The organism is Terrabacter ginsenosidimutans, from assembly GCF_039539425.1.
In the GTDB taxonomy this organism is placed as follows: Bacteria; Actinomycetota; Actinomycetes; order Actinomycetales; family Dermatophilaceae; genus Terrabacter; species Terrabacter ginsenosidimutans.
Genome location: NZ_BAABDC010000002.1, coordinates 843,362 through 861,094, shown reverse-complemented (window position 1 = coordinate 861,094; position 17,733 = coordinate 843,362). Strand labels below are relative to the sequence as shown.

Below are 17,733 nucleotides of genomic sequence, written 5' to 3'. Positions count from 1 at the left end.
GCTCAGGACTCGCGGACCTGCACCTGCACGAACGGCGGCTTGACCACGGTCGCCTCGAGCGTGCGCCCGCGCACGTCGATCTCGACCGTCTCGCCGTCGGCGATCGCAGGGTCGAGCAGTGCCAGGGCGATGCCCTGCTTGAGCGTGGGAGAGAACGTGCCGGAGGTGACCTCCCCGGCAGCCGTACCGTTCCACGAGACCGTGCAGTGGGCGCGGGGGATGCCGCGTCCCGTCACGAGCAGTCCGCGCATGAGACGCGTCGGGTTGGCCCTCTCGGCCTCGAGGGCCGCCTTGCCCCAGAAGGTGTCCTTCTTCCAGCCGACGGCCCAGCCCGCCCGGGCCTGCACCGGGGAGATCTGCAGCGAGAGGTCCTGGCCGTGCAGCGGGTAGCCCATCTCGGTGCGCAGCGTGTCGCGCGCGCCGAGTCCGCAGGGCTTGCCCTCGAACGGCGCGATCGCCTCGACGAGGGCGTCCCACAGCGCGGGGGCGTCGTCCCAGCGCGGCACGAGCTCATAGCCCCGCTCACCCGTGTAGCCCGTACGGCAGACGATGACGGGGACGCCCTGCCATTCGGCCTCGACGAACGACATGTAGTCATGACCCGTCGGCAGGCCGAGCGACTCGAGCACCTCGTCACTCTTCGTGCCCTGCACGGCCAGGACGCCGAAGTCGCGGTGGAGATTGGTCACCGTGATCCCCTCGGGCGCGGCGGCCTGCAGACGTCGCACGACCTCGGCGGTGTTGGCGGCGTTGGGGATGAGGAAGACGTCGTCGTCGGACTTGAGGTAGACGATGAGGTCGTCGACGACGCCGCCCGAGTCGTCGCAGCAGAGCGTGTACTGAGCCGAGCCCGGCTGGATGCGGCGCACGTCGTTCGTGAGGCACGCGTTGACGAAGTCCGCCGCCCCCGGACCCGTCACCGAGGCCTTGCCGAGGTGGCTCACGTCGAAGACACCCACGCGCTCGCGCACCGCGGTGTGCTCGGCGACGACGCCGCCGCCGGGGTACTCGATCGGCATGTCCCAGCCGCCGAAGTCGGCCATCTTGGCGCCCAGGGCCACGTGGCGGTCGTGCAGGGGTGAGGTCAGCGGGGAGGTCGTCCCCGACGTCGCTGTCGTCATGGGCGCCAACCTACCGCCCACCGGGTATGCCGCCATTGCTCGTTATCATCGAACGCCGCCCACCTGCGGGGCGACGTGGGCACCCTTGGTGCACGCACCCTTGCACCGACGACGCGCACCACCACACACGCTCCGCCCGCACCCCAGGACGCTGGGAACCGTGCGGCCGGAAGCACCCCGACCAAGGAGTCCCTCGTGGCCAACCTGACCATCTCGAACCGCTCGGCTGCCGACACCCCCGGCGACGCCCTCGTCGTGGCGCTCGTGCCCGCTGACGGTGGGGCGACGCCGGCCCCCGGGCACGGCCTCCCGCGCAAGACCGTGTCGCACCTCAAGTCCGTCATCACCGACCTCGAGCTGGCCGGCAAGGTCGGCGAGGTGACGACCCTGGCCGCGGTGCCGGACGTCGCTGCCAAGCTCGTCGTGCTCGTGGGTGTCGGCGCCCTGTCGGGCGAGACCGGAGCCCTCGAGGACCTCCGCAAGGGCGTCGGGGGCGCCATCCGCTCGCTCAGCAAGAAGAAGAAGGTCGCGGTCGTCGTGCCGGGCACCTCCGTCGAGATCGTCTCCGCCGTGGCGGAGGGCGTGGCCCTCGGGGCGTACGCCGTGTCGAAGGCCGGCACGACGAGCACCGACGCCGTCGACGCGGTCGCGCTCGTCGGCCCGGCCGACGCGGCCTCGCGCAAGGCGGTCAAGCGGGCCGCGGCGCTCGGTGAGGCCGTCGCCTACACGCGCGACCTCGTCAACCTGCCGCCGAACCTGCTCTACCCGGAGACGTTCGTCGACTCGCTCGCCGACCGCGTCAAGGGCACCAAGGTCAAGCTCAGGTCCTACGACATGAAGGCGCTGCGCGCGGGCGGCTTCGGCGGCACGGTGGGCGTCGGCCAGGGCTCCGCCAACGACCCGCGGATCGCGGTCCTCAGCTACACCCCATCGCGGCCGAAGGCGTCGATCGCGTTCGTCGGCAAAGGCATCACCTTCGACTCGGGCGGCCTGTGCATCAAGCCCGCGAACGGCATGCTGACGATGAAGTGCGACATGGCCGGTGCGGCCGCGGTCGCGGGCGCCGTCCTCGCGATCGCCGAGCTCGGTCTGCCGATCGCCGTCACCGGCTACCTCGGGCTGGCCGAGAACATGCCGAGCGCCACGGCCCAGCGCCCGAGCGACGTCGTGACGATGCGCGGCGGCAAGACCGTCGAGGTGCTCAACACCGACGCCGAGGGACGCATGGTCCTCGGCGACTGCATCGCGCTCGCCTCGGAGAGCAAGCCCGACGCCATCGTCGACATCGCGACGCTGACGGGCGCACAGGTCGTCGCCCTCGCCAACACCGGGGCGGTCATGGGCAACGACGACGCCTTCCGCACCCGGGTGCTCGAGGCAGCCGCCACGGTCGGAGAGGCGATGTGGCCCATGCCCCTGCCCCAGGAGCTGCGCCCCGCCCTCGAGTCCATCAACGCCGACCTGGCCCACAAGGGCGGCGTGGAGGGCGGCATGCTCACGGCCGGCATCTTCCTGTCCGAGTTCGTCGGCGAGGGCATCCCCTGGAGCCACCTGGACATCGCCGGTCCGGCGTTCAACGACAAGGCGCCGACCGGCTACTGGCCCAAGGGTGGCACCGGCTTCGGTGTGCGGACCCTCGTCGGGCTCGCCGAGTCCTACGTGTGACGTTCCTCTGACACCCGTCTGACGCGAGGAGGCCACGTTCCGGTCGGAACGTGGCCTCCTCGCGTCGGTGCGGCTGCGCTCAGCCGCCGGACTTGCGACGGAACATCTGCTGGGCCTTGGCGGGGCCGTGGGCACCGTGCACCTTGGTGCGGTCGTGGTCGTCGGAGACGTCCTTGCCGCCGTGCGCGTGCTTCTTGTCGAGCGCGGCGCGGAACTTGGCCTTCATCTCCTCGCTGGGACCGCTGGATTCGCCATCCTGCTTCGACATTCGAGAACCTCCTGTGTGCTGTGGCGCCGAATCCGGCACGGACTGAACAACTTTCACCCTGTCAGCGAACCGTAGCCCGGTCCACTCCCTTTTCCTGCGCGGGCCGACCCGCCGCGGTACGAGACTGCCGCATGCCGGGTGGCCGGCTCACGCGTCCCCCTGCCGGCGGCGCTTGCTCCACTCGCGCATCCGGTTGGGGTAGCCGGTCTTGTTGACGTCGTAGACCGGGACCCCGAGCTTCTGGCTGATCTCGAAGCCGTCCTTGGGCGAGCCCACCGCGCGGCGCGTCCACTCGCCGTCCCAGGCGATGAGCACGATCGTCGTGGGCGTCACGCTCGTGGCCGGCTCGACGTAGGCCTCGACACCGAGCCGGGACTCGACGAAGGAGCGCAGGTGCTGCTCGACCGCCTTCCGGTCGATCTCCATCTTGGGTCCGTCGGAGCGGCCGGGGAAGGCGAGACCCTTGCGGCTGCCGCGTCGTGAGAACCAGCCCATGTCGGCACTGTACGTGGTCGAACCGTGCGCACGAGGACAGCACGCGCGGGGCCGTGACCTGCCTGTGCCCTCACCCACGATCAATGACAAGATGCTCTTGCACACCGCCTGTACGCCCACCAACGCGTACTCCGGCACGTCCCCCCTGCTCCTGCTGCACCCCGGCCGGAGTGGACGATCCGCCCCGAAGGAGCACATTCACATGCCGGCTGATGCCGCCAGCGACTACGACGTCGTCATTCTCGGTGGAGGGTCGGGCGGCTACGCCTGCGCACTCCGGTCGGCAGAGCTGGGCCTCTCGGTGGCGCTCGTCGAGAAGGGGCGTCTCGGCGGCACGTGCCTGCACCAGGGCTGCATCCCCACCAAGGCGCTGCTCCACGCCGCCGAGGTGGCCGACGTCGCCCGCGAGGGCGCCTCGTTCGGCGTCAAGACGACGTTCGAGTCGGTCGACATGTCCGGCGTCAACGCCTACAAGGACGGTGTGGTCAGCCGGCTGCACAAGGGGCTCCAGGGCCTCGTCAAGGCCGCCAAGATCGACTACGTCGAGGGCGCAGGCGTTCTCGACGGCCCCCACACCGTCGTCGTCGGTGACCGCCGGCTCACTGGCCGCAACGTCGTGCTCGCCACCGGCAGCTACGCGAAGTCGCTGCCCGGCCTCGAGATCGGCGGCCGGATCATGACGAGCGAGCAGGCCCTGTCCATCGACCACGTGCCGGCCCGGGTCATCGTGCTCGGCGGCGGCGTCATCGGCGTCGAGTTCGCCTCCGTCTTCAAGAGCTTCGGCTCGGAGGTGACGATCGTCGAGGCCCTGCCCCGACTCGTCGCGGCCGAGGACGAGGCCATCAGCAAGCAGCTCGAGCGGTCCTTCCGCAAGCGCAAGATCTCGTTCAAGACCGGGGTGCGCTTCGCCGGGGCCACCCAGCACGGCGACGTCGTCTCGGTGTCGCTCGAGTCGGGCGAGACGATCGAGGCCGACCTCCTGCTCGTGGCCGTCGGCCGCGGGCCGGTCACCGACGGACTGGGCTACGAGGCAGCCGGCGTCACCGTCGACCGTGGTTTCGTGCCCACCGACGAGCGCCTGCGCACGAGCGCCCCGGGCGTCTACGCCGTCGGCGACATCGTCCCGGGCCTCCAGCTCGCGCACCGAGGTTTCGCCCAGGGCATCTTCGTCGCCGAGGAGATCGCCGGGCTGGCGCCCGCGACCATCGACGAGAGCGGCATCCCGCGCGTCACCTACTGCGACCCCGAGATCGCGAGCGTCGGCCTGACCGAGGCTCAGGCCCGCGAGAAGCACGGTGACGTCGCGACGTACGAGTACAACCTCGGCGGCAACGGCAAGTCCCAGATCCTCGGGACGCAGGGCTTCGTCAAGCTCGTGCGCCAGGTCGACGGGCCGGTCGTCGGTGTCCACATGATCGGCGCCCGGATGGGTGAGCAGATCGGTGAGGCTCAGCTCATCGTCAACTGGGAGGCGCACCCGGAGGACGTCGCCGGTCTCATCCACGCGCACCCCACACAGAACGAGGCTCTCGGCGAGGCACACTTGGCCTTGGCGGGTAAGCCCCTGCACGCACACGCTTGAGCCAGAAACTGGGAAGAGGAGAGAACACGTCATGTCAGAACGCGTGACCATGCCGGCCCTGGGTGAGTCAGTCACCGAGGGGACCGTCACCCGCTGGCTGAAGAACGTCGGTGACCGCATCGAGGTCGACGAGCCCCTGCTCGAGGTCTCGACCGACAAGGTCGACACCGAGATCCCCTCCCCCGTGGCGGGCACCCTCCAGGAGATCCTCGCCCAGGAGGACGACACCGTCCCCGTGGGCGCGGACCTGGCCGTCATCGGTGACGGCAGCGCCCCGGCCTCCGGTGGCGACGCCCCGGCCGCCGAGTCGCAGCCCGAGGCCCAGCCCGAGCCCGAGCAGGCCGCCCCCGCCCCCGAGGCCCCCAGCACCGAGCAGGAGCCGCAGGCTGCGACGAGCGAGCCCGAGGCGCAGCAGGCCGAGCAGCCGCAGGCGGCCGCCTCCTCCTCGTCCGGAGGCGAGGGCCAGACGGTGACGATGCCGGCACTCGGCGAGTCCGTCACCGAGGGCACCGTGACGCGTTGGCTCAAGGCCGAGGGCGACGAGGTCGCCGTCGACGAGCCGCTCCTCGAGGTCTCGACCGACAAGGTCGACACCGAGATCCCGTCGCCCGTCGCCGGCACGCTCACCAAGATCCTCGTCCAGGAGGACGACACCGTCCCGGTCGGCGCGGACCTCGCCGTCATCGGCGGCGCGCCCGCCGCGTCACCCGAGCCCGACAAGGCCCCGGAGCCCGAGAAGGCGCCTGAGCCGGAGAAGGCCCCGGAGCCGGCGGCCGAGGCACCCAAGGCTCCGGCCCAGGAGCAGCCGCAGGAGGCGGCACCGGAGGCCGCGGGCAAGCCCGCCGACGCCGAGCGCGCCCCGGCGCAGCAGTCGCCGGAGGCGCCCCAGGCCTCCGAGCCCGCCTCCCAGCCCGCCGCTGCGACGCCGTCTCGCGACGACGCCGCCGCGTACGTCACGCCGCTCGTGCGCAAGCTCGCCACCCAGCACGACGTCGACCTCGGCTCCGTGACGGGGACGGGTGTCGGCGGTCGCATCCGCAAGCAGGACGTGCTCGACGCGGCCGAGGCCGCGAAGGCCCCGGCTCCCGCGCCGGCGGCTGCTGCCGCGCCCGCGGCACCTGCCGCGGCCACGTCATCGACGGCACCCAGCGGGTCCGCCTCGGTCTCGCCCAAGCGTGGCACCCGGGAGAAGATGACCCGTCTGCGCAAGGTCATCGCGACCCGCATGGTCGAGTCGCTGCAGGTCTCGGCGCAGCTGACGACCGTCGTCGAGGTCGACCTGACCAAGGTGGCACGGCTGCGAGCCAAGGTGAAGGGCGACTTCGAGGCCCGCGAGGGCACCAAGCTCAGCTTCCTGCCGTTCCTCGCGCTGGCCGCCACCGAGGCGCTCAAGGCGCACCCGATGGTCAACGCGAGCATCGACGGCGACGAGGTCGTCTACCACGGCAGCGAGAACCTCTCGATCGCGGTCGACACGGAGAAGGGCCTCATCGTCCCGGTCGTGAAGAACGCCGGCGACCTCAACATCGCCGGGCTCGCCCGCGCGATCGCCGACGTCGCCGCGCGCACGCGCAGCAACAAGATCACGCCGGACGACCTGGCTGGCGGCACGTTCACGATCACCAACACCGGTAGCCGTGGCGCGCTGTTCGACACGCCGATCATCAACCAGCCGCAGGTGGCGATCCTCGGCACCGGCGCGATCGTCAAGCGGCCCGTCGTCGTCACCGACGCCGACGGCGGCGAGACCATCGCCATCCGTTCGATGATGTACCTCGCCCTGTCCTACGACCACCGGATCGTCGACGGGGCCGACGCTGCGCGGTTCCTCGGCACGATGAAGGCCAGGCTCGAAGAGGGCCAGTTCGAGGCCTGAGGTTCCCCAGCATGAGGAGCACCCCTTGACGAAGCGCGTCGCCGTCACCGGCTCGTCCGGCCTGATCGGCGGCGCGCTTCGGCGTGCGCTCGAGGACCGTGGCGACGAGGTCGTCCGGCTCGTGCGCCACTCCCCCTCCGCGCCGGACGAGATCCAGTGGGATCCTGCCCGGGGGCGCCTCGACGAGGCCGCACTCGACGGGGTCGCGGCGGTCGTGAACCTTGCCGGGGTCGGCATCGGCGACCGTCGCTGGAACGCCGAGCACAAGCGTGAGGTCGAGCGGTCCCGCACCGACGCCACGGGCACGGTCGTCCAGGCGCTGCTCGCGCACCGCGAGCGCACCGGCGAGACCATCCGTCTCGTCAACGCCTCGGCCGTCGGCTACTACGGCGACCGCGACGAGGAGCACCTGACGGAGTCGAGCCCGCCGGGCCGGGACTTCCTGGCCGGCGTCGTCGTGCGCTGGGAGGGCGCGGCCCAGCCTGCCGTGGATGCCGGGCTGCCGGTCGCCTTCGTCCGCACCGGTCTCGTCATGGCACACCGGGGTGGGGCCTTCGAGCAGGTGGTGCTCCTCGGCCGCCTGGGCCTCGGTGGGCCGATGGCCTCCGGCCGCGAGTGGTGGCCGTGGATCACCCTCGTCGACGAGGTGCGCGCGATCCTGCACCTCATCGACCGACCCGAGCTCACCGGACCGTTCAACCTCACCGCGCCCGGGTCCGCACGCCAACGGGAGATCGCGTCGGCCATCGGCTCGGCGCTGTCCCGCCCGGCGTTCGTCCCCGCGCCCCGCTTCGCGCTGCGTGCCGTCATCGGTGAGTTCGCCGACTACGTCATCGCCAGCCAGCGGGTCGAGCCCGCAGCCCTGCTCGCCTCGGGCTTCGTCTTCGAGCACCCCGACCTCGACAGTGCGGTCAGGTGGCTGGTCCGGCGCTGATCGCGCCGATGCGCCAGCCCTGGTCGCCGCGCACGAGTCGGAAGTCGAGCTGACGCCCGACGTCGGCCGGTCGCTCGACGCGTGTGCCCGCGGCGGTCACGAGGACGTATGCCGTCCAGTCGACGCGGGCGCGCACCACCGCCTCGGACGGTGACCCCGAGACGAACACGGCCTCGGCCACCTCGAGCCGGAGCCCCTCCCACCTCGTGCGGGAGTCGACGAGCCCGGACACGAGCGCCCGGTCGCTGGAGAGACTCGGCGAGCCGGGCGCGTGGACGCCGGAGAGCGCGGCCACGTCCCGGGACGCGAGCGCTGCCGCGCGACGGTCGCTCAGGGCCTGCAGCAGGTCCTCGGCCCGCAGGGACGGGCTCGCCGCGTCCTGCAGCACCCGGTCGGTGACCTGGACGCCGGGCGTCGTCGACCGTGCGGCCGGCGCGGGGGTCGCCGCCGGCCGCACCGGCGCCGCGTCGGCCACGCTCGAGCTCTGGCCGCGCGAGGTGGGGGTGGTCCCCGTCGGCTGGGCGGCGTGGCCGGCGCCCGGGACGACGACCCCGGGGCGCTCGCGCGGCACGTCGGGCCCGCGGGCCGCCAGCGCCCAACCGGCGGCAGCCAGCAGCGGCACGGCGACGACGGCCGTGGCCAGCGCCCGTCCGGGCCAGCGCCTCGCCGGCGGCTCGACGACGGCCGGTTCGCGCCCGGCGTCCGCCCGCAGCCGGTGGGTCAGTGCCGAGGCCCCGTCGGAGCCGACCACGACCTCGACGGGCTCAGGTGCGACGGCCTCGAAGAAGAGCCGGGCCAGCTCGGCAGCGCTGGGTCGCCGCTCCCCCTCGGGGTCGATGGCGACCGCCACGACGTCTGCGAGCTCGCGGCCGACATGGCTGACGATCGTCTCGTGGTCGAGGCGCATCATCGTGTCGGGAGCCCCGTTGCCGGTGAGGCAGAACCACGCCACGGCGCCCAGTGCGTAGACGTCGGCGGCCTCGTCCGGCTCGGACCCGAGTCGCACCTCCGGGGCGACGAACCCGGGCGTGCCCACGACGGCGCCGGGATCGCAGCCGGCCACGCGTGCGGCGCCGAGGTCGAGCAGGACCGGCCGACCGTCGTGGGTCACCGTGATGTTGGCCGGCGAGATGTCGGCGTGCAGGCCACCTGCGGAGTGCAGGTGGGCGACGGCCTCGCACACCGGGGTGAGGACGGTGACGACCTCACCCGGCCGGAGGTGTCCGCGGCTGCGCACCATGCCGGCGAGCTGGGCACCTCGGACGACGTCGAAGACCAAGGCGTCACGGCCGTCGGCGAGGGGCACCACTGACCGGAGGGGTACGAGGTGGTCGTGGTGCACTGCGAGCAGCACCTGCTGCTCGGCGATCGACTGCTGCCGGTCGAGCTCGTCCCGGCCGCGGTGCGGCACCTTGATCGCCACTCGGCGACCGGTGGCGTCGGTGCCGGCCCACACGACGGCCGACGACCCGGTCCCGATCACGGCCTCGACGTGGTGCCCCGGGACCTCGGGCCTCGGGGGCGGCTGCCGGCGCTCGTTGTCGCTCACGCGATCATGCAAGCAGCCGGGCCGCCACCCTGGAGCGGGTCGTCCACAGGCGCCGACGACCAGCACGTCCGTCAGCCCGGACCTGCGACCACCGGACGCTCCTGACGGACCGGCCCACACGGCATACGCGGATCGGTGCTGCGAAGAGCCGGCGTCAGGGGGTCTGGCCGGGCGTCACGACGTCGACCACGCGCCGGTCGCGGGCACTGATCCGGGCGGCGTCGACGACGGCGAGCACGTGGACGGCGTCCCGCGGGTCGACCGGCATCGTGGCCTGCGGGTCCGACGACACGAGCGCCGCCGCGACGGCGCGGTAGAAGTTGGCCTGGTCGGCGTCGGTCACGACGGGACCGGGCTCCCGCTCGTCTCCGCGCACGACCCAGCCGACCGCGTCGCCGTCGTTCTCGAACTCGGTGAAGGAGCTGACGTCGTCGAACTGCCGCCCGATGACGAACGACCCGGCCGAGCCGTTGACGCGGGCGCGCGGGCCCGGCGCGCCGTTGACCGAGCTCGACATGACGTGACTGACGACGCCCGAGGTGTGGTGGCACGCGAGGAAGGTGTCGTCCTCGGCGACCGTCGTGCGAGAGTCCACCTCGGCGTACACGGACTCGACCTCACCGTGCAGCAGCACGGCCTGGTCCACGAGGTGGGTCTGGAGGTCGAGGAGCAGGCCGCCGCCCTCCTCCGCCGTCACCTGCTCGCGCCAACGCTGCTTGGGCACGGGACGCCAACGGTCCCAACGGTATTCGGCGCGCCAGATCTCGCCGACGATCCCCTGGTCACGCACGATCCGCAGAGCTGCGAGCTCCGGGTCGAAGCGCCGGTTGTTGAAGACCGTGAGCGGAACCCCGCGGTGCGCCGCCTGGTCCACGACGTCGAGGGCACGGCTCGCGTCGACGGCGAGGGGCTTGTCGACGACGAGCGGAAGGCCTGCCTCGATGACCCGCTCCGCCTGCTCGGCGTGCACGCCGCTCGGCGAGGCCAGCACGACGAGGTCGAGCCCCTCGACGGCGAGCAGCGTCTCGAGGTCGGGAACCACCTCGGCGTCCGGCAGGTCGGCACGGACCTCGTCGGCGCGGGTCGCGTTCGACGTCGACACCGCGGCCACCGTGAGCCCCGCCCTGACGATGAGGGGCGCGTGGATGCCCCGACCCGCGGAGCCGTAGCCGACGAGTCCGACACGGAGCGGAGTGGACGGGGACGGGTCGGTGGCAGGCATTCCGGCATCGTATGCCGCCCGGCGTAGGGTGACCGCATGCGCTTCGTCCACCTCGGCCTCGACCCCGACTTCGTCGACTACGAGCAGGCCTGGCAGGTCCAGCGCGACACCCACGCGAAGGTCGTCGCGGGAGAGGAGCCGGACACCGTCTACCTCCTCGAGCACCGTGCGGTCTACACGGCCGGCAAGCGCACCGAGCCGCAGGAGCGGCCCACGGACGGCACGCCGGTCATCGACGTCGACCGGGGCGGCAAGATCACCTGGCACGGTCCGGGTCAGATCACCGGCTACCCGATCGTGCGCCTGCCGGCTCCGATCGACGTGGTCGGCTACGTCCGGCACATCGAGGAGATGATGATCCGGGTCTGCGCCGACTTCGGTGTCGAGGCGGGTCGGGTCGAGGGCGAGAGCGGCACGTGGATCGCCGAGGACGACCGAGGTCCTCGCCGCAAGATCGGCGCCATCGGCATCCGCGTCAGCCGCCAGGTCGCGATGCACGGCTTCGCCCTCAACTGCAACCCCGACCTGTCCTGGGGCAAGGTGATCATCCCGTGCGGCATCGTCGGTGCCGGCGTGACCTCGCTGTCGTTCGAGCTCGGGCGGGACGTGCCGGTCACCGAGGTGATCCCCCACGTCGAGAAGCACCTCGCCGACATCCTGCCGACGCTCCGACCGAACCGTCGCGTCCTGGCCTGATCCCCGTGCCCTCGGGGGCGTATGCCGTGTCGTGACCGGTGAGTCCCCGCCCGGTCGGGCGATGGCACCCCTTAGGGTGTCGACCACCAGCCGGTCGAACCAGGGGGATCGATGGACGTCGCCGTCCGCACCGTCAACCTTCGCAAGACGTACCTGAGCCGAGGATCACGACGGGTCGCCGTCACCGGCCTGTCCATGGCCGTGCCGCTCGGCGGGGTCCACGGGTTCCTCGGTCCCAACGGGTCGGGCAAGACGACGACGATACGGATGCTCCTCGGGCTCGTGCGCGCCGACTCGGGCACCGCGGAGGTGTTCGGCCAGGCGGTGCCCGGGCGCCTGCCCCACGTCATCGACCGGGTGGGTGCGATCGTGGAGTCCCCGAAGTTCTTCCCCGCCTTCACGGCCCGACAGAACCTCGTCCTGCTCGCCGGTGCGATCGGCAGCCCGCGGCACCGCGTCGACGAGGTGCTCGAGGCGACGCACCTCGGTGACCGGGGACGCGACCGATACGCCGGCTTCTCCCTCGGCATGAAGCAGCGGCTCGCCATCGCGGCCACGCTGCTCAAGGACCCGGACCTGCTGATCTTCGACGAGCCGACCAACGGGCTCGACCCGGCCGGCATCCGCGAGGTGCGTGACACGATGAGATCCCTTGGCGCGCAAGGCAAGACGGTGCTCGTCAGCTCGCACATCCTCGCCGAGGTCGAGCAGGTCGCCGACACCGTGAGCATCATCGGGCACGGGACCCTGCTCGCCGAGGGCACCGTCAGCGACATCCTCGGCGGCTCCGGGGTCGCCCAGGTGCGCGTTCGCGTCGCCTCACCCGACCGCGCCCAGCAGGTGCTGCGCGACGAGGGCTTCACGCCCACCCGTGACGGGGAGCACCTCGTGGTCGCTGCGGAGGACCCGTCGTCGGTCACGCGGGCGCTCGCCGGACACGGGCTCTTCGTCAGCGAGCTCGTCCCGGTCCGCCCCGACCTCGAGTCCGCGTTCCTCGCGCTCACCGCCGACCAGGGCCTCGGGGGCGAGGCCGACCAGGTCGCCGGTGGCCACGTGGGCGGAGGTGCGGCATGAGCGAGACCCTCGTCTCCCCCGACTCCAGGCCGCGCACCGAGCGGCGGCCGAGGGGCACGTCGTTCGCCGGGCTGGTCGGCGTCGAGCTGCGTCGCCTGTGGTGGCGCCGACTGACCAGGGTCGCGGTCGTCGCGGTGGTGCTCTTCATCGGCGCCAGCGTCTACAACGCCTACAGCGAGAGCAGTCCCGAGCGCGTCGCCCAGCACCTCGCCGACTTCCGGACCATGCAGCAGGAGGCACCGCGCATGGCGGAGGAGTGCCGCAAGCAGCAGGCGATCGAGCGCGACCGCAGCGGTGACCAGACCCTCGACTTCGGCTGCGACGCACAGAGCCAGACACCGACCCTCGAGCAGATGGGGGTCGTGCTGCCGGTCGCCGACACGATCACCGAGGACATCACCAAGGTCGGCGCCCTCGTGCTCGCCTTCGTCGCCCTGCTCGTCGGCGCGGGGTTCGTGGGTGCCGAGTTCACGTCCGGGTCGATGGGCCAGTGGCTCACCTTCCAGCCACGACGGCTCCGCGTCGCGTCGAGCAAGCTCGCGGCTGCCGCCGTCGGTGGCACCGGCGTCGCGGTCCTGGGGGTGGTCCTGGCCAACCTGGGGGCCCGCATGATCGCGGTCGTCAACCGGCCCGGTTCCGACCTCCAGCTGCCCGTGCCGCCTGCACTCGCAGATCCGCTGTGGGTGCTCGGGCTGCGCACCGTGGCCCTGGCTCTCGGCGCCGGTGTCGTCGGGGCGGCCCTGGGGCTGCTGCTGCGGCACACGGCCGCCGTCATCGGCGTCGTGCTCGGCTTCGCCGTCGTGGTCGAGGGCATCGTCGTGCAGGCGTTCCTGCAGGGCCGCCTCCAGCAGTGGTCGGTGCTGAAGAACATCGAGGCGTTCATCGACAAGGGCACCACCTACTTCGCCGAGACGTGCACCGCCACCGAGTGCCAGCAGGGCCAGCAGACCCTCACCTACACGCACGGCTGGGTGTACCTGCTGTGCGTCCTGGTCCTCGTGGTGCTGGCCGGTCTCGTCGCCTTCCGTCGGCGCGACGTCACCTGACGGGCGTGCGGGAGGGCAGCAGACGGCATACGCCGTCGGTCGGGACCTCGCGTGCCTGCGCACCCACGGCGCCTGCCGGCGTCCGGCGATGTCCGGGATGGGGCGTAACCTGTGCGGAGCAGCAAATCCCGACCAAGGAGCCCGTGTGTCTGTCGTTCCCGACGGCCGTCGTCTGCTGCGCGTCGAGGCGCGCAATGCCGAGACCCCCATCGAGCGCAAGCCGTCCTGGATCAGGACGACCGCGAAGATGGGTCCTGAGTACACCGCCCTGCACTCGATGGTGAAGTCCGAGGGACTGCACACGGTGTGCCAAGAGGCCGCCTGCCCCAACATCTTCGAGTGCTGGGAGGACAAGGAGGCCACCTTCCTCATCGGGGGTGACGTCTGCACCCGGCGCTGCGACTTCTGCGACATCGCGACGGGCCGCCCGACCTTCCTCGACCTCGACGAGCCGCGCCGCGTGGCCGAGTCGGTCGCCCGGATGGGGCTGCGCTACTCGACCGTCACCGGCGTCGCGCGCGACGACCAGCCCGACGGAGCCGCCGGCCTCTACGCCGAGACGATCCGCCAGATCCACCTGCTCAACCCCAACACCGGCGTCGAGATCCTCCCGCCCGACTTCGGGGCCAAGCCGGAGCTCGTGAGCCAGGTCTTCGACGCGCGCCCCGAGGTCTTCGCCCACAACCTCGAGACCGTGCCGCGCATCTTCAAGCGCATCCGGCCCGCGTTCACCTACGAGAAGTCGCTCCGGGTGCTGACGATGGCGCGCGAGGCACAGCTGGTCACGAAGTCCAACCTCATCCTCGGCATGGGTGAGACCGACACCGAGATCGAGGAGGCCATCCGCGACCTCCACGAGGCGGGCTGCGACATCCTGACGATCACCCAGTACCTGCGTCCCTCGAAGCTGCACCACCCCATCGACCGGTGGGTCAAGCCCGAGGAGTTCGTGCACTGGTCCGAGGTGGCCGAGGAGATGGGCTTCAAGGGCGTCATGGCCGGCCCGCTCGTGCGCTCGTCCTACCGCGCGGGACGCCTCTGGGCGACCGCGATGCGCAAGTGGGGGCGCGAGATCCCGCCCCACCTGTCCCACCTCGCCGAGGCTGCCGAGTCCCCCGCCCGCCAGGAGGCGGCGTCGTTGGTGGCCCGCGCCCAGAGCGCCGTATCCTGAGCACCATGGCACGCAACAAGGACGGCGACGCGAGCAGCGCGCCCCAGGAGAAGAAGCAGGGACGACTGTCCCAGATCCGAGACGTCTACCGGGTCTCCAAGCAAGCTGACCCGCTCATCGGCTGGTTCATGCTGCTGTCGTTCCTCGTCGTCTTCGGGGTGCTCCTCGTCGTCGGCTTCCTCGTCAAGCTGCCGTGGATCTTCGGCATCTTCGGCGTGCTCTTCGGCGTCCTCGCCGCGACGATCATCATGAGCCGACGCGCCGAGCGCGCCGCCTACAGCCAGATCGAGGGCCAGGCCGGCGCTGCCGGCGCCGCGCTCACCTCGATCCGCCGCGGCTGGTACACCGACCGCGAGCCAGTCGCCGCCGATGTCGCCCGCCCCGGCGACATCAGCTCTGCCGCGATGGTCTACCGCGCCCTGGGCCGACCGGGCGTCGTCCTGGTCGGCGAGGGCCCGACGGCCCGCGTCCAGAAGCTGCTCGCCACCGAGAAGAAGCGCGTCGAGCGGGTCGCCCCCGGGGTCCCGGTCATCACGCTGCGCGTCGGCTCGGGCGAGAACGAGGTTCCGCTGCCCAAGCTCGCGAGCAAGGTCCAGCGCCTCAAGCCGCAGATCACCAAGGACGAGATGGCCCTCGTCAACAAGCGCCTCAAGGCCCTCGGAGGCCTGCGCGCTCCCCTGCCGCCCGGCGTCGACCCGATGCGTGCCCGCATGGACCGGAAGGCTCTGCGCGGCAAGTGATCCCCCGCCTTGGTCCAAAGAGCAGCTCCTCCCCTCGGGGAGGGGCTGCTCTTTCGATGTGGGGGGCGAACGGCTCTTCGACCGTCAGCGGGTGCGGACGATGACGGTGCCCGGCACCTTGTCGTGCAGGCCACGACCGTCGCGGTCCCAGACGACCGCGGGGATGAACATGCAGAGCAGCAGGGTGCGGGCCAGGGCCTGGAGGGGCAGGACCCGACCGGTGCCACCCAGCGAGCGCACCTGCAGACCCACGACCCGGTGGCCGATCGTGAGGCCGACCGTGCCGACCAGCAGCAGGTGCATGACACCGAAGACCGCCAGCACCACGAAGCCCTGTCCCCCGGACGCCGGCGGCTGCGAGAACGGCAGGGGCACCCCGAAGAGGCCGCGGGCGATGACCGAGGCTATCCCCCAGTCGATGAGCACCCCGACGAAGCGGATGCCGAAGCCGGCCACCGAGCCGGGGCCGTGCTGCGGCAGGCCGAGGTCGCGGCCCCGGTACTGCTCGCCGGCGCTCGTGCGCTCACGGGGCCCCTGGAGCCATGACCCGAAGTCCTTGCGGTCCACCACGGGACCAGCGTAACGAGACGCGGTCCGTGCCCTTTGCCCGGCCCTGTCCATCCGTAACACCGGCGAAACATGAGGGTCATGGCAGAGAAATCGGCAGTCGATAGTGTCGACACCGACAGCACGAGGCCGTCCCTCGGTCCCTGCCGCTCTGACGAGCCCAGGACCCGGACGACCTCGCCCCACATCAGGAGGTTGGATGTTCAGCTCAGCTGACGAGGTCCTCACGTTCATCAAGGACGAGGACGTCAAGTTCGTCGACATTCGGTTCTGCGATCTGCCCGGTGTCATGCAGCACTTCAACGTGCCGGCTGAGTCGGTCGACGAGGACTTCTTCACCGTTGGTCAGATGTTCGACGGGTCCTCGATCCGCGGCTTCCAGGCGATCCACGAGTCCGACATGAAGCTCGTGCCCGACCCCGCCACCGCCTTCATCGACCCGTACCGCGTCGAGAAGACGCTGGTCATGAACTTCTCGATCCTCGACCCCTTCACGGACGAGCGCTACAGCCGCGACCCGCGCAACATCGCGAGCAAGGCCGAGGAGTACCTCAAGTCCACCGGCATCGCCGACACCGCCTACTTCGGTGCCGAGGCGGAGTTCTACGTCTTCGACGACGTGCGCTTCGAGACGAAGTCGAACGCGTCCTACTACTACCTCGACTCCATCGAGGCCGCGTGGAACACCGGCCGCGAGGAGGAGGGTGGCAACAAGGGCTACAAGACGCGCTACAAGGGTGGCTACTTCCCCGTCTCCCCCGTCGACCACTTCGCCGACTTCCGCGACAAGATCTGCCTCGAGCTCAAGGAGGTCGGTCTCAACGTCGAGCGCAGCCACCACGAGGTCGGCACCGCCGGCCAGATGGAGATCAACTACCGCTTCAACACCCTGCTGCACTCCGGCGACGACCTGATGAAGTTCAAGTACGTCGTCAAGAACTCCGCCTGGAAGCAGGGTCACACCGCGACCTTCATGCCGAAGCCGCTCTTCGGTGACAACGGCTCGGGGATGCACACCCACCAGTCGCTCTGGAAGGACGGCGAGCCCCTCTTCTACGACGAGCGCGGCTACGGCGGCCTGTCCGACCTCGCACGCTGGTACATCGGCGGTCTGCTCAAGCACGCACCGTCGCTGCTCGCCTTCACCAACCCGACGGTGAACAGCTACCACCGCCTGGTCCCCGGTTACGAGGCCCCGGTCAACCTGGTCTACTCCGCCCGCAACCGTTCGGCCTGCGTGCGCATCCCGATCACGGGCACCTCGCCCAAGGCCAAGCGCATCGAGTTCCGCGTCCCGGACCCGTCGGCGAACCCGTACCTCTGCTTCGCCGCCCAGCTCATGGCGGGCCTCGACGGCATCAAGAACCGCATCGAGCCCCCGGAGCCGGTGGACAAGGACCTCTACGAGCTGCCGCCCGAGGAGCACGACGCGATCCAGCAGGTCCCCGGCTCCCTGCCGGCCGTGCTCGACGCGCTCGAGGCCGACCACGCCTACCTGCTCGAGGGTGACGTCTTCACCGAGGACCTCATCGAGACGTGGATCGACTACAAGCGCAAGAACGAGGTGGACCCGATCCGCTTCCGTCCGCACCCGCACGAGTTCGAGATGTACTTCGACATCTGATCAGCATGAGGCCCTGACCTGCGGAAACGCGGTCAGGGCCTCGCTGCTGGCCGCAACTTGGCCGCACGACGAGCCGCGAATGCCGTAGCCACGGCGTCGCGGC

16 protein-coding genes are annotated in these 17,733 nt (G+C 71.2%); 10 read left to right on the top strand and 6 right to left on the bottom strand.

Translation table 11 applies throughout. The features are described 5' to 3' along the window. Positions 1-2: 2 nt before the first annotated feature. On the bottom strand, positions 3-1,121 hold the full coding sequence (gene gcvT, locus ABD831_RS10045) for a glycine cleavage system aminomethyltransferase GcvT (protein WP_344945213.1): 1,119 nt from the start codon (positions 1,119-1,121) through the stop codon (positions 3-5). A gap of 195 nt (positions 1,122-1,316) precedes the next feature. On the opposite strand from gcvT, the gene ABD831_RS10040 reads away from it, so the two are divergent. After that, positions 1,317-2,786 carry a leucyl aminopeptidase gene (locus ABD831_RS10040; RefSeq protein WP_344945210.1) on the top strand — a complete coding sequence of 490 codons (1,470 nt, stop codon included), beginning with the start codon at positions 1,317-1,319 and terminating at the stop codon, positions 2,784-2,786. A 79-nt stretch (positions 2,787-2,865) separates the two neighbouring features. Here ABD831_RS10040 and ABD831_RS10035 read toward each other — a convergent pair whose 3' ends face one another. Next, positions 2,866-3,054, bottom strand: a complete 189-nt coding sequence (locus ABD831_RS10035; protein WP_020145427.1) for a DUF5302 domain-containing protein — start codon at positions 3,052-3,054, stop codon at positions 2,866-2,868. Between the two features lie 147 nt (positions 3,055-3,201). Beyond that, positions 3,202-3,549 carry a hypothetical protein gene (locus tag ABD831_RS10030; RefSeq protein ID WP_344945203.1) on the bottom strand — a complete coding sequence of 116 codons (348 nt, stop codon included), beginning with the start codon at positions 3,547-3,549 and terminating at the stop codon, positions 3,202-3,204. Between the two features lie 202 nt (positions 3,550-3,751). Here ABD831_RS10030 and lpdA point away from each other — a divergent pair, with 202 nt between their 5' ends. From lpdA to ABD831_RS10015, 3 genes are read left to right on the top strand one after another with little or no spacing between them, the layout of a single operon-like run. Next, positions 3,752-5,131, top strand: a complete 1,380-nt coding sequence (gene lpdA / locus ABD831_RS10025) for a dihydrolipoyl dehydrogenase (protein ID WP_344945200.1) — start codon at positions 3,752-3,754, stop codon at positions 5,129-5,131. Positions 5,132-5,162: 31 nt separating this feature from the next. Further along, positions 5,163-7,007, top strand: a complete 1,845-nt coding sequence (gene sucB / locus ABD831_RS10020; RefSeq protein WP_344945197.1) for a 2-oxoglutarate dehydrogenase, E2 component, dihydrolipoamide succinyltransferase — start codon at positions 5,163-5,165, stop codon at positions 7,005-7,007. Positions 7,008-7,032: 25 nt separating this feature from the next. Further along, positions 7,033-7,941, top strand: coding sequence for a TIGR01777 family oxidoreductase (locus ABD831_RS10015; RefSeq protein WP_142177689.1), 909 nt, complete (start codon positions 7,033-7,035; stop codon positions 7,939-7,941). On the opposite strand, the gene ABD831_RS10010 is transcribed toward ABD831_RS10015, so the two are convergent. Both ABD831_RS10010 and ABD831_RS10005 read right to left on the bottom strand, forming a co-directional pair. Next, on the bottom strand, positions 7,919-9,490 hold the full coding sequence (locus tag ABD831_RS10010; RefSeq protein ID WP_344945193.1) for a serine/threonine-protein kinase: 1,572 nt from the start codon (positions 9,488-9,490) through the stop codon (positions 7,919-7,921). The two genes, ABD831_RS10015 and ABD831_RS10010, sit on opposite strands and share 23 nt — an antisense overlap. A 154-nt stretch (positions 9,491-9,644) precedes the next feature. Beyond that, positions 9,645-10,712, bottom strand: coding sequence for a Gfo/Idh/MocA family protein (locus tag ABD831_RS10005; RefSeq protein WP_344945190.1), 1,068 nt, complete (start codon positions 10,710-10,712; stop codon positions 9,645-9,647). A gap of 36 nt (positions 10,713-10,748) precedes the next feature. Here ABD831_RS10005 and lipB point away from each other — a divergent pair, with 36 nt between their 5' ends. From lipB to ABD831_RS09980, 5 genes are all read left to right on the top strand, one after another. Continuing rightward, the gene (gene lipB, locus ABD831_RS10000) at positions 10,749-11,408 is read left to right on the top strand and encodes a lipoyl(octanoyl) transferase LipB (protein WP_344945187.1); all 660 of its coding nucleotides are present in this window, start codon (positions 10,749-10,751) and stop codon (positions 11,406-11,408) included. Between the two features lie 111 nt (positions 11,409-11,519). Continuing rightward, positions 11,520-12,482, top strand: coding sequence for an ABC transporter ATP-binding protein (locus ABD831_RS09995; RefSeq protein WP_344945184.1), 963 nt, complete (start codon positions 11,520-11,522; stop codon positions 12,480-12,482). Continuing rightward, positions 12,479-13,528 carry an ABC transporter permease subunit gene (locus ABD831_RS09990; RefSeq protein ID WP_344945181.1) on the top strand — a complete coding sequence of 350 codons (1,050 nt, stop codon included), beginning with the start codon at positions 12,479-12,481 and terminating at the stop codon, positions 13,526-13,528. The genes ABD831_RS09995 and ABD831_RS09990 overlap by 4 nt, the downstream gene beginning before the upstream one ends. A gap of 145 nt (positions 13,529-13,673) precedes the next feature. Next, on the top strand, positions 13,674-14,699 hold the full coding sequence (gene lipA / locus ABD831_RS09985; RefSeq protein WP_344945178.1) for a lipoyl synthase: 1,026 nt from the start codon (positions 13,674-13,676) through the stop codon (positions 14,697-14,699). Positions 14,700-14,704: 5 nt separating this feature from the next. Further along, positions 14,705-15,439 (top strand): DUF4191 domain-containing protein, encoded by a 735-nt coding sequence (locus ABD831_RS09980; protein WP_344945175.1) that lies wholly within the window; start codon positions 14,705-14,707, stop codon positions 15,437-15,439. Between the two features lie 84 nt (positions 15,440-15,523). Here ABD831_RS09980 and ABD831_RS09975 read toward each other — a convergent pair whose 3' ends face one another. Next, a complete protein-coding gene (locus ABD831_RS09975; protein WP_142177681.1) occupies positions 15,524-16,009 on the bottom strand; it encodes an RDD family protein in 486 nt (161 codons plus the stop codon). Positions 16,010-16,205: 196 nt separating this feature from the next. Here ABD831_RS09975 and glnA point away from each other — a divergent pair, with 196 nt between their 5' ends. Next, positions 16,206-17,630: a type I glutamate--ammonia ligase gene (gene glnA / locus ABD831_RS09970; protein ID WP_142177680.1), complete on the top strand. Its 1,425-nt coding sequence runs from the start codon at positions 16,206-16,208 to the stop codon at positions 17,628-17,630. Positions 17,631-17,733 lie beyond the last annotated feature (103 nt).

Excerpts from the sequence above, each read along its gene's own strand:
- gcvT (WP_344945213.1), bottom strand. The coding sequence starts at position 1,121 with ATGACGACAGCGACGTCGGGGACGACCTCCCCGCTGACCTCACCCCTG.
- ABD831_RS10035 (WP_020145427.1), bottom strand. The coding sequence starts at position 3,054 with ATGTCGAAGCAGGATGGCGAATCCAGCGGTCCCAGCGAGGAGATGAAG.
- ABD831_RS10030 (WP_344945203.1), bottom strand. The coding sequence starts at position 3,549 with ATGGGCTGGTTCTCACGACGCGGCAGCCGCAAGGGTCTCGCCTTCCCC.
- lpdA (WP_344945200.1), top strand. The coding sequence starts at position 3,752 with ATGCCGGCTGATGCCGCCAGCGACTACGACGTCGTCATTCTCGGTGGA.
- sucB (WP_344945197.1), top strand. The coding sequence starts at position 5,163 with ATGTCAGAACGCGTGACCATGCCGGCCCTGGGTGAGTCAGTCACCGAG.
- ABD831_RS10005 (WP_344945190.1), bottom strand. The coding sequence starts at position 10,712 with ATGCCTGCCACCGACCCGTCCCCGTCCACTCCGCTCCGTGTCGGACTC.
- lipB (WP_344945187.1), top strand. The coding sequence starts at position 10,749 with ATGCGCTTCGTCCACCTCGGCCTCGACCCCGACTTCGTCGACTACGAG.
- ABD831_RS09995 (WP_344945184.1), top strand. The coding sequence starts at position 11,520 with ATGGACGTCGCCGTCCGCACCGTCAACCTTCGCAAGACGTACCTGAGC.
- ABD831_RS09990 (WP_344945181.1), top strand. The coding sequence starts at position 12,479 with ATGAGCGAGACCCTCGTCTCCCCCGACTCCAGGCCGCGCACCGAGCGG.
- ABD831_RS09980 (WP_344945175.1), top strand. The coding sequence starts at position 14,705 with ATGGCACGCAACAAGGACGGCGACGCGAGCAGCGCGCCCCAGGAGAAG.
- glnA (WP_142177680.1), top strand. The coding sequence starts at position 16,206 with ATGTTCAGCTCAGCTGACGAGGTCCTCACGTTCATCAAGGACGAGGAC.